The following is a 14,508-nucleotide window of genomic DNA, read 5'->3' on the forward strand; positions in this document are numbered from 1 at the left end:
TTTCTTTCCTCTACAGCTCGTGAACCTGCTCCTGCTTGCTTCTCGCTTGCTCATCTACTTCTTCGGGCCTTGCCTTTGGATGCAGCAAAACATGGAGCCGCGCAATCCGCCTATGATCCAATTCCTCAACTTGCAACTGATAATCTTCTAACATCACGCTATCGCCGATTAGCGGGAGACGATCCAGATGCTCAAATACATAGCCAGCTATCGTATGTGCCGAGGAGGACGGTTCTTTGATCCCAAACTGATCAGCAAAACTGGCAATGGCCATGAGCCCATCTACGGAAAAAGTGCCATCCGCAAATGTTTCAACTTCTGACCGGATGCCTTGCTCACGCGTGTCAAACTCGTCCTGGACCTCTCCCACAATCTCCTCTACTATATCCTCTAAAGTTAGCATTCCGGCGGTTGCCCCATACTCGTCAATAGCAATAGCCAGATGAATACGTGAACTTCTCATTTGCGTCAGCAAGTTCTCAATTGAGCTCGTTTCGGTCACGTAGATGACCGGGCGCAATATATCCACTGTGGTAAGGGGCCTGGTCTGATTAAGGGTTTGCTGCTGAGTAAAGAAATCTTTGAGATGAACCATCCCTACGATTTGTTCCGGGCCACCATCATAAACAGGTAGACGGGTATATTGCTCCTGCGCGAAGATAGCCCGTAGTTCCTCCATTGAGATGGTCAAAGGCACAGCTGTCATCTCAGTGCGTGGACGCATCACTTGCTGCACAGTTTTCTCGCCAAAGTCGAAGACATGATGGAGCATTTCCTCTTCTTGCGCATCAAGCTCTCCTCCCTTTCGGCTCTGAGCCACCAATAATTCCAATTCTTCAACTGAATGTACGCTGCCATGCTCGCCCGTGGCTTGCAGGCCAAAAAGCTTTACAACTGCATTACCAATGCCATTCATCAATAGAATAAATGGATGAAAAAGCCGGGCAAAGATAAGCAAAGGACGCGCGACAAAGAATACTGCATTTTCTGTCCTCTGCAAAGCAATAGATTTAGGTACCAGTTCTCCCAGAATGATATGGCCTGCCGTTATAATGATAAAGCTTAGCGTCACGGCTACGCTATGGGTTAGCGCTTCGGCGGCAGGACCTCCTATCCTGGCAAAGAGTGGCTCAATCAGATGGGCCAACGAAGGTTCGCCGATCCAACCAAGAGCCAGGCTGGCAAGTGTAATTCCCAACTGGGTTGCCGCAATGTAGGTATCCAGATGGCGAATCTGAGCTAATACTATTTGAGCAGTCTTATTCCCTTCTTCCACAAGTTGCTCAATGCGTGTGGCACGCACTTTTACCAGGGCAAACTCACCTGCAACAAAAAAGCCGTTGGCCGCAACTAGGGCCAGCACGGCTAATACACCTACCAGAGCACTAACGTCCACAGATAGTTCTTTCCTTCCCTCATCTTGAAGCTTATTGTCTATAACCATCACTTTTTTCTTACCATAAGCAAGAAAAGAAGATTCTTTTTATTTTACCTGATCAGGGTCTGCCTGACCTGTGAATTCCCTGAGTTTTGACTGAGAACCTGCCCACCGCAAAATATATTTCCTCTCCTTCGATCTGTTAGCCTTGCCTTATTCTCTTTGAGGTGATATTCTAATTTAGAAACGAAGTAATTTCGTTTCTAAATTAGAAGGAAAGTAAAAACATGGCTCAGCAGATAGGGTCCCAGTCATGGGATACTGATGTTTTGATTGTTGGAGCTGGCCCGGTTGGCCTGACGCTGGCCTGCGAATTATTACGTAGAGGCGTGAGTTGTCGCCTTATTGAACAGCTAGAAACACCCTATACTATTGTACGCGCTCACGCTCTCCAGCCTCGAACGCTAGAGCTCTTTGATCGGATGGGCTTAATTGAACCCGTATTGAGGCAAGGGGGCGAAGTACCACCCTGGTATCTCTATGATGGTCAGAAACGTGTTGGGGAACTTGGCTTTGCTCCCCTCAAGCAGGAGCCCTATCCAGGCATGTGGTTTATTCAGCAACCAACCGTTGAACATATTCTGCACGAACGCTTGCAAGAGCTGGGAGGAAATATCGAGTACTCCCATAACCTCACGCAACTGCAAAACTCGCCCAACGGTATAACTGCTACAGTCGTAGCTCCCGACAAAACTGTAGAGCTACGAGCTCGCTATCTCGTTGGTTGTGATGGAGGACACAGTACGACGCGCCACCTGCTTGGCATCCCTTTTACAGGCAAAACCCTACCAGGCTTACTCTTAATCGCCGAGGTTGATATGGATTGGGCGCGTAGCCGTAACAGAGCCCATATCTGGCTCCATCCCAATGGACTTTTCTCGGCTACCTTTATTGAGGAGGTAGGAAAGTGGCAACTGGTAGTAGCTGCACCCGCACTGAGCCGTGAACAAGTGCCGACAGCTTCCCTTGACCTCTTTCAACAGTTGTTTCAGCAACGAACTGGGGATATGCACACACGCCTGAGTAATCCAAGCTGGACCTCAGTATTCGCTATAAATCAGCGCCTGGCCAGAAATTATCGCCAGGAGCAGGCCTTTCTGGCTGGCGATGCTGCTCATGTGCATAGTCCTGCTGGCGGCCTGGGGATGAATACTGGCATTCAAGATGCTTATAATCTTGCCTGGAAATTAGCTCTAGTCATCAAAGATAGAGCATATCCTGCTCTTCTCGATACCTATGAAGAGGAGCGACGGCCGGTTGGTGAGCTCCTGTTGCAGGCTACCGAAGCCAATACAACTGTGGCGTTGAGCGGCAACGCCGGAATGCGCTTCATGCGCGACCATCTCTTGCTCCCCTTGACGCGCCTTCCTGCCCTTAAGCGCAAAGCTACTCAACGGGGTGCCCAGCTTGACCTCAACTACCGCACATCTTCGCTGGCTCGTTCCGACGAGTTGTCCAACGTCAAAACTGCTTATTCGGCTGCTTACCTTCAGAATAAGCTACTCCAGCTCGTCACTCCTACGCTGCTTCAGGCTGGAGACCGTGCCCCAGATGGTACTTGCCTGCAAGCCCTTGATCACAATGCCACAAGCCTCTTCCAGGAGATGCGCGGCACGTCCTGGCATCTCCTACTCTTTGCGGGTCGGCCAGGCCCACGGCCATATATCCAGGGGCTCATCGGGCTCGCACAGCAGATTGAGGCGCGTTTAGGAGCCTGGAGCAGCGAGGTACTACCATTGCTTATCATTAGTAGCTACCAGCAGCTTCGAGCCCACAACTGGCCCGGAAAAGTTCTTCTCGATCCTGAGGGCAGATTGCACAAACGCTATGGCGCACAAGGGCAGGCGCTCTACCTTGTGCGCCCAGACGGCTATATCGGTTTTCGCGGCTTCCCGGGGAGGCCAGAGGCCTTGTTTGACTACCTTGATACAATTTTTCTACCTCCCCAGATTAGCCCGACAAAGGAAGAAGCACATGTCTGAAAACAATACTGAGTCGATCAGGCACAAAGGAGGGCGGCCTCGCAGCGAGCAATCCCGCGAAGCTATCCTTAGCGCGACGCTTGATGAATTAGCAGATAAGAGTTTGCAGGCTATGAGTCTGGTATCTGTAGCTGCACGCGCCGGTGTCAGTACCGCAACGATCTATCGTTGGTGGAGCTCAAAAGACGAGCTCGTCATTGAGGCGCTGAAAAGTATCCAACGTGAGCTTCCGGTGGTGGAAAGCGGAAACCTTCGCGAAGACCTGGTAACACTCCTGCAAGGCATGTTTCAGCTCTGGAGCCAACCACGAGTAGGAAATATCGTGCTATACATTATAAGTGAAATCTACGCCCATCCGCAGCAATTTCAAGAATTGTCTGCTCTGTTGCTAAAACCACGTCGCGAGCAATTTATCCAATTGATTACCCACGCCCAGGCCCGCGGTGAGATACGGGAGGATCTCGATCCTCAGACCATATTTGGTCAGGTTTTTGGCCCGGGACTTTATCACCTGTTCTTTAGAGAGAGCTCTGTGCCGCTACCAGCCACTCTGGCTGCACAGATTGTGGATGCAGCCTTACAAGGGATCAACAGATAAGCCCACAGCAAAATTAGTAAAACTGAGGTCTTTATCAGCAATAGAGATTATATGAAATGCTCTTGATGGGCATCATACTCATCTTAAGAGCATTTCATGCCTGGCACCATGTTATTTAGCCTCTGCCAGGCTATCAGCTAGCTTGCTTTATGCTTCTTCCATTCAGGGCAAAAGCATAAACTACTCTCACTGCGCCTGCTTACTTATCTCGCGCAGTTCCTGGATAGTCTGCTCATAGTTGAGTGCATATGCGGCCCGCACATCAAAGCTCATCAGATCCATATAAGGCTGAAGAAAGGCTGTTAGTTCACGAGGATCTTCCAACTCAACCAGGAGAAAACCTGCTCCTCCGCCCGCCAGATTGTACCACCCATGAATGCGCTCAGGATGATTGGCTCCCAGGTCATGTTGCTGTACCACCCTCTGAGCGACTTCATGACGTGTGGTCCCTGGATACCAGGTAAAAGCGCAATACCATAACATAGCGATGAACCTCTTCCATTCGCAGAACCTGTTCAACTAGCTCGCATTTAAGACACTCATCGCACGCACGCCTCTCACAAAAGGTGACAGCCAACAACTCTAGAGCTCTGGCCTTGAAGCGGGCAAAAGTTCTCAACCTTTTCCAGGCACGAATAGATCCAATAATTAAGAGGGCGCCTGAATACATGCCGCCCTCTTCCCTTGCTAGACTATGCTTATATTCCTGGCTTGGTTTAATGCTTAATTTCGGAACCAGAGAAGCTGATTTGGGAACCGGCGATCTGTCGCATCGTCTCTTCCTCGCGCGCCCAGATTCGATATGCGGCCTCAGCTACTTTATCAGCGCATTCGTCAGGAATATGCACTACGCCATTGATATCTCCATGGAGCAAATCCCCACAACGTACCCGCATACCTGAAATAGTCACCTCATCCCCTACACTCACGCAAATAGGGTTACCATGCGAGACCACCAGCCCCGCGCAAAAAAACTGGAATCCTCCCATAGCATGTACTTCTCTCGCGTCGCGCAAACCACCATCTGTCAGAATACCTACGGCTCCCAGATGCTTCATTGTCGTTGCCATTACTTCCCCAGCATGACACGAGCGTACACGGTCAGGGCCAACATCCTGCATAACGACAATAGCCGGTTTGGGCGCATCCTTCAGCAGTTCATAGAGCTTGTTAAACCCTATGCCCTCACGCCCCTCAGTCGTACTATCAACTGTGCACGTAACTGCATACCCTAAGGTCGGCGGCAAATCAGGGAACATGCAGCGAATATCATATCCCACGTAGCCGGCAACACGCGGACGTACATTAAATGTTTCGATAGCATTCGAGATCGTTGGACTATCAATGCGCCGGAGAGCGCTAAGCTGCTCATAGCTGAGCCTGGCGACCATGACCAATTCTCCTTCTTCTGGCTTTAATATCTTTCCTAAATCCCTTTCCCCACACTACAAAAGCATCTTTCCGGGCTTTCTTGCCCTCTTTCATCCTATCACCTTCTCCTCTTTATTGCCAGACTCCGCTTGCTTGATTATCTACGAGCTGTCGGATAAAACAAATACACATTTTCCTCAGCGACTCTATCTTCTTCTCCCCCGAAATATTCTCTATAAGCTTGCCTGGTCTCAGGAGCATCTTGAGGCACATCCAGTTCAACAGAGCTACTGGGAGATCTTTTACGCGGCCTAATCGGGGTTTGCTTTATTTATCTCCTCTCTCAAAAGTGAAAGCTTATCGAAGGAGGTCAGGGCACATAGAGGATGCATTGCTACAGAAGTCGCGACAGCAAAAAAGGATCAGATAGGAGATTGTCAGCCCTATCTGATCCTTCATGATCTACCAGCTCAGTAAACTCTACAGCGCTGTCTAGTAGTTTCAATTACGGTTTAGCGCAGAGTAACTGAACCAACACAATACGACCCATCGTTACTGCGCCCGGTGTTTGCCAGGGCAAGAGGAGCATAGACTTTAGCAGGATCAACTATCTGAAAACAGACATTATACGTGCCCGTCGCCAACCCGCCTGGCAGGTTGAACGTATCCTCGATGGTCTTACTCCCTCCTGGCTTATCGCTAAAAGGCTGCTGCAGATCAATTTGCGATTTCCCTTGCCAGGCTACTTGGCCATCCGAGGAACGCAACTGAAACATCATATTCCAGGGAATATAGGCAGGAGCTGAGTTGACATTCGTCCACTTCGTCCTCACCGTAAACGAGGATGAGGAATGTAGTTGGGAAGAAAGACTTACGCTATTGATTTCATAGCGATAGCCCGCCGCCTTAAAGTTCTCCTTCAAAAGCTGCTGATCCTGTTGATTATAACTATTATAAGAGCTGATATTACCATCGCCATCGCCAATCAGCGAAGCGTGATACTGTTGGATGTCCTTCAAGGAAAGAGAGAGATTGGTCGGAGGACCACAATATTCGAAATATAATGGCGCTACTTTCCACTGGTTGGCTTCAAGCTTGTTATCATCTAGATGCTGACGGCTCCCTCCCAGGGTATCGCGGCCCAGACAGTCTATACGTACGCCTGTCGGCAAAGGGCGTTGCACTTGCAGTGCAAAGTTTAGATCATCCTGGTGTTCACCAAACATCAAGAAGCGCTTATGTGGAAATGCTTTATATTGCATATCTATGAGCTTTTGCCGATTCTGCGGCTCCATCGCATCTCCACCACAAACCTCATTCCACTCTCCCCAGCAACCATACAGGCTCATATCCAGTATCCCGACAGACGGATTATTGTCGTAGCGCTGACCAAGAGCTGTGAAAAGGGCCTGAGCACGTTGCAGGTAGAGAGGATCGTTGTAGCCCGTATTGCTAAGGTAATCAGGCATACATGCGTTTGGATCATCAGTATGAGGCATAATGCGCCAGCCAAAGGTATAGCCAGCTGCTTTAGCTTTGGCTATCTCTGCATCAATCACAGAGAAGTCATATTGCCCTTTGCTCGGCTCGATTTCTCGCCAGCACCAGCGCTTATACCTGTCAGTTAACGGCCAGTTTGGCGGCGGATCTTCGCTTCCATAATACTGCACTCCTCGCTGCGGATTCCCTATCTCTGCGGCAGAGAAAGGAATAATTGGCGGAGTAAAAGTCTGCTCACCCTGAATTGTAGGCCCAGATTGAGGCGTATTACTCAGGCAACTTTGCAAGCTGAGAAGTATAATCACAGCAATAAGAGGAAGAATGCCCGGGCTTATGACCCTTGATCCTGGTTCTCGTTTCATACTACCTTTTCCCCCTCTTTTTGGAACATCGGCTTATCTCACCCTGGCATTAAGTCAAGAGCTTAGCTATCACCTACCGAGAGATGTATCATAATCATTTGTGTCTTAGAATTTCTCTCATAGAATCATTCAAGCAGCTTTATAACCTTTATCTCTCGTATGCTTTTTCATGCCCTTGTCAAAAACAATGCCACTCCTAACTCCCTAGTTCCAAAAAATAACATATATTTCGCACGTTCTACTCTCTGCTTAATTTGCAAGGATAATCCTCGTTGGGGGAATCACGTAGACCCTCTCCGCCTCCACTATAATTATATAGCAGGCGTTTATTTCCGCATAATATCTAAAATGCTATTGATATTGGCTCTACTACATCGTCAGATGCAAATAGGGTCTACGCCCGACACGCTTTTCTATAAAGATGGGCTTCCTGCTACCTTTCGCATTATACACAGGCCACGCAGTACGGTCAAGGAAACCTGTCATCAATAGATGAGCTAAGCAACAAAATCCTTGCTGTATAAGCAGCGCCTACTTCTTTCTTATACGAGGGAATATATGAATAGGGTGTAATTTCTCTGGCAAATTTCTACTTCTGCCACCAGAACAATCGCAAAAAATAGAAACTTGCCAGGGATATTATGCAAAAGAGAGGAAAATCAGATCAGCTTCTCGAAGCTAGCTCACTCTTTCTCGCAGAGACCTTCGCTACGAAAGACTGGCGGAGGAGCCTTCAGCGACCGGCAAGTCAAAAGCCTGGGCCAGCAGTTCATATGCTCTGACCCTGTTTTCATATCCATAGACAGGCGCCATGAGCATCAGCTCGTCAGCGCCTGTCTCTTCCTGCAAGGCAAGCAATTTTTCCTTGACTGCAGAAGGGCTGCCAACCGTTTGTCGCGTAGCATACTCGCGTATAATTTCTTGCTCTATTGGCGTGTAATTATGGGCCTTCGCTTCTTCAGGACTCGGTATCGGGCCAGGACGACCACTCCTCAAGCGTGCCCAGGCCAATCTCATTGATGCCGCTAACTCTTCAGCACGCTCCTCAGTATCAGCGCAAATTACCGAGGTAGCCAGAATCACTTCTGGCTTCTCCAACCATTTAGAGGGCTTAAATCTCGCTCTGTAGAGATTGATTGCAGGAAGCGCAAAGCCGGGTTGAATATGATGGGCAAAAGCAAAACCAATTCCTAGCTCGCCTGCAGCCTGGGCGCTATAGTCACTTGATCCTAACAGCCAGAGGGGTGGGAGCGGGACATCATCTGGCGAAGCCTTCACTGTCCTGAAGGGATGTCCCTCTGGAAAACCTCCTCTCTCTCCAACAAAGGCAAATAGCTCTGCCAACTGTTCAGGAAAATCGTCTGCTGCCAGGGCTTCTCGCGATCTACGCAAGGCCAGGGCCGTTCTTGGATCGGTTCCCGGCGCTCGTCCGATGCCTAAATCGATTCTTCCTGGATGCAAAGACTCCAATACCCGAAACATTTCGGCTACTTTTAGAGGTGAATGATTGGGCAACATTACTCCTCCTGAGCCTACACGTATTCTTGTGGTTGCCTGAGCAACATGGGCAATCATGATCTCTGGCGCCGAGCTTGCCAGCATATCCGTATTGTGGTGCTCAGCCAGCCAGTAGCGGGTATACCCCAGCCGATCGGCAAGTTGCGCTAACTTTATGGTGTTCTGCAAAGCTTGTCCGCTACTTATTCCCGAGTCAATCGGGGACAAATCAAGAATTGAAAGCGGAATTTTCATCACTTACCCTTTACTAGCAATATGTTGCAATCCCACAGGGGAGCTTTTTATGTTCTCCCATATACAACAATTCTCACCCCTGAAATCGTTCACAATATGCTCCCCTTAGATCTTTCTCCAGCTATGCATAAAAGATATCTATAGTTGAGTGTTAGCAAAAGCCGCTAGCAAGCTTATCGTCTCTCCATGTCATCCTTATAGCCGAGAATCTGTGATATATTTATTGAGGCGCAAGGTCTCTCAGCAGATCTTTAAGCCTTATGTTCCCTATCCTCTTCCCAATAGGGAACCAGATATAATGATGGGGAACTTCTCTCAAATTTAGCAGAAGGGATGACAAGTGAAGGCCAATAGAATACCAGTAGTGAAGGAACAGATCTTAACCTGGTACGAAGAGGCAAATCAACATCAATTGATGGTTGGAAGTGCCGCCTGGTATACCTGGCTCGAACATGCCTCGCGCTTCTCTTTTGAGGGAAAAGAAGGAAGCTTTACCGCTCGCAAAGAGCCTGGCCAGCATGGTGGAATGTATTGGAAGGCTTATCGCAAAGCTGCTGGCAAACTGCGCCGTATCTATCTAGGCAAGTCAGAAGCTCTTACCCACGAATTACTCAGCACGGTTGCTACCAGATTTTCAGGTCAGCAAACGCGGGAGCCATCATCGCTTATACCTCATCAAAAAAGCTGGTCTAAGCACCAGCTGACGGCTCCCGCTTTCCCGTCCAATATGAGCAAGCCTACCTTCAGCGGCGCCTCTGCTTTAGATCTTAACATAGGCAGACCATTATCACCTTCAAAAACACCTCTTCCGCTTACCAGGCTACTGGGCAGAGAGCAGGAGCTCGCTGAGGGGTGTCGCTTGCTGCGTCAGACTGTGGTACGTCTCCTTACGCTCACAGGAACTGGTGGGGTAGGTAAGACGCGCCTTGCCATCGAAATCGCTGCTATGCTGCAGTCAGACTTTGCTGATGGTGTGCATTTTGTTCAACTCGCCTCGATCCAGGACCCGGCCTTCGTGCTACCCACTATTGCCCGCGGATTCCAGTTTCAAGGGAGCGGGACAACTTCTCCACTTGAATTTCTTCAAACAACTTTACATAATCGGCACATGTTGCTGGTACTCGACAATTTTGAGCAGGTGATCGAAGCTGCTCCTCTTCTGGTAGAGCTCCTTACTTTTTGCCAGTCCCTAAAAATTATGCTCACCAGCCGCGAACCCCTACATGTGCGTGGAGAACGCTTGCTTTCCTTACAGCCTTTGGCGCTCCCACACGCAGAAGCATTTGGCAATCAAGAAACATTTGCCAGCTACGGCGCGATAACGCTCTTTGTCGAGAGAGCACAGGAGATCCTTCCAGCATTTCAGCTCACGAGCGAGAACGCTCCTCTGGTTGCTGAGATCTGTCAGCGCCTCGACGGGCTACCCCTGGCCCTTGAACTTGCCGCCGCTCGCCTTAAGCTCTTTTCTCTCCATGAGCTTCTTGAACGCCTAGAAAAACAGCGCTTAGCCCTGCTGGCCGATGGGCCACGCGATGTTCCAGCACGCCAACAAACGTTGCGCGCTACCCTTCAGTGGAGCTATAATCTACTCTCTCCAGCCGAACAGCATCTCTTCCGCCTGCTTGCCTCATTTGCAAATGGCTGCACGCTGTCAGCCTTAGAAGCTATTTCTTATACGCTTGGAGATCAGGCAGCTTCTCCTTTAGAGGCTGTTACGTCTTTGCTCAACAAACACTTGCTCTATCAGCGTGAACAAGATCACGGCGAACGGCGCCTGCTCATGCTAGAGACTATTCGTGAGTATGGTTGGGAATGTCTGCTTGCCTGCCACGAGCTGGAAGAGGTCCGCGAGGCTCAGGCTCGCTATTATGTACATCTCACAGAAGAAGCTGCTTCTTCCACGGGAGAGGTGCAAGAGCGCTGGTTTGATCGGATTGAATGGGAGCGCGATAATCTACGCGTTCTATTGAAATGGTTGGTTGAGCGAGGAGAGCAGGGACAGGGCATTGAGATGGCCTTGCGCCTGGCCGGGGCCGTAGCCCAATTCTGGACTCTTCGCTGGTATCATTGGTATGTCAGCGAGGAACGCTATTGGGTCGAGAGAGCCTTGACTAACAATACAGAAGTCGCTCCTATTATCAAGGCGAAAGCTTTACAAGCCGCAGCCTGGCTTGCCGTTGCGCAAGACGATGCCCGACGAGCCGAAGAGCTCTATCAGAAAAGCTTGGAAAGATATCGCAAGGCAAATGCAAAAGCGGGCCTTGCTCCTGCTTATCACTGGCTGGGCTACCTTGCCTGGAACGCGCAAAGAGATTCCAGTAAGGCTCAGGCGTTGCTTGCCGAGTGCTACAAATTTGCTGAGGATGATAAGACCCTGCTGGCCCTGGCGCATACGACCTCTGGAAATATGGCTATCGATCAGGGCAATAGCGACGTAGCTCAGGAGCATTTAGAACAGAGCCTAATCTTATGTAAAGCCAGCCAGAATAAGAAAAATCTAGCCCGAGCCCTGCGTGGGCTGGGACGGGTACGTCTTGCTCAGGGCGATATCGCCGCTGGCTATGCCTTGATCGAGGAAAGCCTGGCTTACTGTCGAAAGACAAAGAATAGATTACATCAAGCCTACGCCCTTGATTTGCTAGGGAGGATAGCATGTTTCCAGAACGATCTGGCCTCAGCACGCGCCTTCCTTGAGGAAGGGCTGGCTACTCTCCGCATCCTTGGCATTCAGCGCCACTGCGCTTACGCGCTCGCGCATCTCGCTCATGTGGCGATGCTCCAGGGCGACATAGAAGCTGCCCATCAGCTCTTTACCGAGAGCCTGACACAGCTTTATCGCCTTGCCGATTATGCGGGCGTGGCCACCTGTTTGCAGCGGTGGGGAACCATACTTGCCCGCCAGGGATCTTTACAAGAAGCTACCCAGCTGTGGGGATATGCCGAAGTGCGTCGCCAGGCTGCAAAGCCGCATCATTTTGCTTTACCCATAGAACACATACATTTCGAGCAACAGGATTATGAGCTATCGCACTCAGAGGTACGCCGGCAGTTAGGTCGTCAGGCCTTTAACAGCGCCTGGGCAGAAGGTCAAAAGCTCACGCTGGAACAAGTACTTGTTCTAGGCAAATATCCCTCTCCCATTCACCAGGCGCACGGAGATGCAAATAACCAGGCCGAGCCGAATACGTTCAAACAGCCAGCTTCAACAACTCATATTGACGCACTGACCAGCCGCGAGATCGAAGTCTTGCGTCTCGTCGCCAAGGGCTATACTGACGCACAAGTAGCCGATGCGCTGATAATCAGTCCGCGCACGGTCCACGCTCATTTGCGCTCCATCTATAACAAGCTTGGCATATCCTCACGCTTTGCAGCAATTCATTACGCCCATACTGCCCATCTCCTGTAACCGACCCCTTTTCGTAGCTTTCTACAAATTACCTACGTATTCCTTCGCTCTCTCCAGCCACACAAATATACCTGATTACCGATGTGCCTGCCTGCTCCATTTTATATACTCTCCTTACGCTAAGTGCGATGCAAATAAGCAAAATTCAACACTGCGAAGAAAGGAAATATATGAAAGCGATTCGAGTTTATCGGGCAGGTGGACCAGAAGTACTCCAAATTGAGGATCAACCGAAGCCTACACCTCGACCTGGTTGGGTGCTTATTCACGTAAAGGCCTTTGGCTTAAACCGTTCCGAGATCTACACACGGCAAGGGCATTCGCCTAACGTAAAATTTCCACGTATTCTTGGCATCGAGTGCGTTGGAACCGTTGAGGCAGCGCCAGGAACAGATCTGGCCGTGGGCCAAACCGTTGCCGCTCTCATGGGTGAAATGGGCCGCGAGTATGATGGAGGTTACGCTGAATATGCGCTCATTCCAGCCCATCAGGTTATCCCACTCCAGACGAATTTAGACTGGGCAACGCTGGCAGCGATTCCTGAAACTTTTCTGACTGCCTGGGGCTCGCTCGTCGATGCCATGGAGGTTAAAGCCGGCCAGACCCTGCTGATTCGGGGCGGAACATCTTCAGTTGGCATGGCAGCTCTGGCGCTGGCAAAGGATATGGGCTTGCAGGTTATCACAACTACTCGTAGCCCTGCAAAGTTAGACAGGTTACGACAGAGAGGGGCTGATCATGTCATTCTCGATACAGGCCAGATAGCGGCAGAAGTTAAGCGTATTGTTCCCGGAGGTGTTCATGGTGTTTTAGAGCTTGTGGGAGTCGCAACGCTTCTAGACTCGTTGCATGCAGTTGCCCCGCGTGGAATCGTTTGCAATAGTGGCATTCTCTGCGATGCTTGGGTAATGCAGCGCTTTGAACCTTTAGTCGAGATCCCTTCGATGGTAAGGCTAACGGCCTATAGCACCTCATATACAGTAACTGCCGAGGCAAGCGCTACGGCTCTTCAGCATATTGTCGAGGGAGTTGCACAGGGTCGCTATCACGTAGATCTGGATCGGATCTTCCAATTTGACGAAATCGTCGAGGCCCATCGCTATATGGAAGAGAATAGGGCAACAGGTAAGCTAGTAGTCATGACGAATTCCTGATATGTCGAAGCCCAACGCACATTCAAAGAAGGATTTGGCTATGCGACGAAATCGCTGTGGCATAAAGCGAGGAAGGGTTCAATCAGCTCATCTGGCGGCAACGGAGATGCATTTTTGGAATGTATCTCCGTTGTCCCCTGCATCTAATTAGACGCTCGCTGGATTAATATGCCAGTAACAGCATAACGTGTTGCGCATTAATAGGCTACTTTTGATCAAAGCGAGCAGGTAAATCCAGCAGCCAGGAGAGGTCTGTGCCCGCTTCAATCTCCACAGATTCTTGCTGGCGCCGAAATAGCCGGGCTCCAACCGTACCGTTGAGGTATAGCTTCTGGCCGCTACGCCTGAGCCAGGCGCCCTCTCGCATCCCCAGGATAGCCACATCGTTCTCTTCGAGAAATTGTTCCAGGCGATCTTTGCGCGTCTCTCCCATATAAACCAGACGTGGGTCAGGCTCAATATAGTGGGGGTTAATCTGGAATGGAATGAGCCCAAAGGAGGCAAAAGAGTCTGGCTGGACGATAGGCATATCGTTGGTAGTACGTAATGTTGGGCAAGCCATGTTAGTTCCAGCACTCGATCCCATATAGCGCAGCGCACCAGCTTCGACTCGTTGACGAACCACTTCTAGCAAATTTAACTGCTGCAGGCTTTTTAATAAACGGAAGCTGTTTCCTCCACCTACGAATAAGGCCTTGGCTTCCTTCAGAGCCTCTTGGGGCTTCTCTTGTGTATGTAAGCCAACCAGCGAAATACCTAGCGGCTCGAAAACAGTTTGAGCCTTCGCCGTGTAGTCATCATAATCAGCCAGAGCATAGGGCGCAAAATATACTTTACGAATATCTCCCAGAAATTCTTGTATTGCAGACATAGCATGTTCTAGATATGTCATGCCATGCACAGTCGAGTTGCTCAAAAGCAAAAGTTCAGATCCCATATTTC

General features: G+C 49.9%; 10 protein-coding genes. 4 read left to right on the forward strand and 6 right to left on the reverse strand.

The features are described 5' to 3' along the window. Positions 1-10 precede the first annotated feature (10 nt). Positions 11-1,396, reverse strand: coding sequence for a hemolysin family protein (locus EPA93_RS16565; RefSeq protein ID WP_165423183.1), 1,386 nt, complete (start codon positions 1,394-1,396; stop codon positions 11-13). A gap of 269 nt (positions 1,397-1,665) precedes the next feature. On the opposite strand from EPA93_RS16565, the gene EPA93_RS16570 reads away from it, so the two are divergent. Together EPA93_RS16570 and EPA93_RS16575 are read left to right on the forward strand one after the other, a co-directional pair. Beyond that, positions 1,666-3,420 (forward strand): FAD-dependent monooxygenase, encoded by a 1,755-nt coding sequence (locus tag EPA93_RS16570; RefSeq protein ID WP_129888572.1) that lies wholly within the window; start codon positions 1,666-1,668, stop codon positions 3,418-3,420. Continuing rightward, entirely contained in the window at positions 3,413-4,018 is a 606-nt protein-coding gene (locus tag EPA93_RS16575) for a TetR/AcrR family transcriptional regulator (RefSeq protein WP_165423184.1), read from the forward strand. Before EPA93_RS16570 ends, EPA93_RS16575 begins: the two co-directional genes overlap by 8 nt. 186 nt (positions 4,019-4,204) lie before the next feature. Here the strand turns inward: EPA93_RS16575 and EPA93_RS16580 are convergent, their stop codons facing one another. The 4 genes from EPA93_RS16580 to EPA93_RS16595 all read right to left on the reverse strand — a co-directional run bounded on the left by EPA93_RS16580 (position 4,205) and on the right by EPA93_RS16595 (position 9,003). After that, positions 4,205-4,501 carry a DUF3303 domain-containing protein gene (locus tag EPA93_RS16580; protein ID WP_129888574.1) on the reverse strand — a complete coding sequence of 99 codons (297 nt, stop codon included), beginning with the start codon at positions 4,499-4,501 and terminating at the stop codon, positions 4,205-4,207. A 233-nt stretch (positions 4,502-4,734) separates the two neighbouring features. After that, positions 4,735-5,409 carry an RraA family protein gene (locus EPA93_RS16585; protein WP_129888575.1) on the reverse strand — a complete coding sequence of 225 codons (675 nt, stop codon included), beginning with the start codon at positions 5,407-5,409 and terminating at the stop codon, positions 4,735-4,737. Between the two features lie 492 nt (positions 5,410-5,901). After that, positions 5,902-7,251, reverse strand: a complete 1,350-nt coding sequence (locus tag EPA93_RS16590; protein ID WP_129888576.1) for a DUF4832 domain-containing protein — start codon at positions 7,249-7,251, stop codon at positions 5,902-5,904. A 708-nt stretch (positions 7,252-7,959) separates the two neighbouring features. Further along, complete coding sequence (locus tag EPA93_RS16595) at positions 7,960-9,003, reverse strand: LLM class flavin-dependent oxidoreductase (RefSeq protein WP_129888577.1); 1,044 nt, start codon at positions 9,001-9,003, stop codon at positions 7,960-7,962. Between the two features lie 340 nt (positions 9,004-9,343). On the opposite strand from EPA93_RS16595, the gene EPA93_RS16600 reads away from it, so the two are divergent. Together EPA93_RS16600 and EPA93_RS16605 are read left to right on the forward strand one after the other, a co-directional pair. Continuing rightward, on the forward strand, positions 9,344-12,412 hold the full coding sequence (locus tag EPA93_RS16600) for a LuxR C-terminal-related transcriptional regulator (RefSeq protein WP_129888578.1): 3,069 nt from the start codon (positions 9,344-9,346) through the stop codon (positions 12,410-12,412). Positions 12,413-12,582: 170 nt separating this feature from the next. Beyond that, a complete protein-coding gene (locus EPA93_RS16605; RefSeq protein WP_129888579.1) occupies positions 12,583-13,566 on the forward strand; it encodes a zinc-binding alcohol dehydrogenase family protein in 984 nt (327 codons plus the stop codon). Between the two features lie 205 nt (positions 13,567-13,771). On the opposite strand, the gene pepE is transcribed toward EPA93_RS16605, so the two are convergent. Continuing rightward, the gene (gene pepE, locus EPA93_RS16610; protein ID WP_129888580.1) at positions 13,772-14,503 is read right to left on the reverse strand and encodes a dipeptidase PepE; all 732 of its coding nucleotides are present in this window, start codon (positions 14,501-14,503) and stop codon (positions 13,772-13,774) included. Between the last annotated feature and the right edge of the window lie 5 nt (positions 14,504-14,508).

It is taken from the genome of Ktedonosporobacter rubrisoli (assembly GCF_004208415.1).
Classification (GTDB): Bacteria; Chloroflexota; Ktedonobacteria; order Ktedonobacterales; family Ktedonobacteraceae; genus Ktedonosporobacter; species Ktedonosporobacter rubrisoli.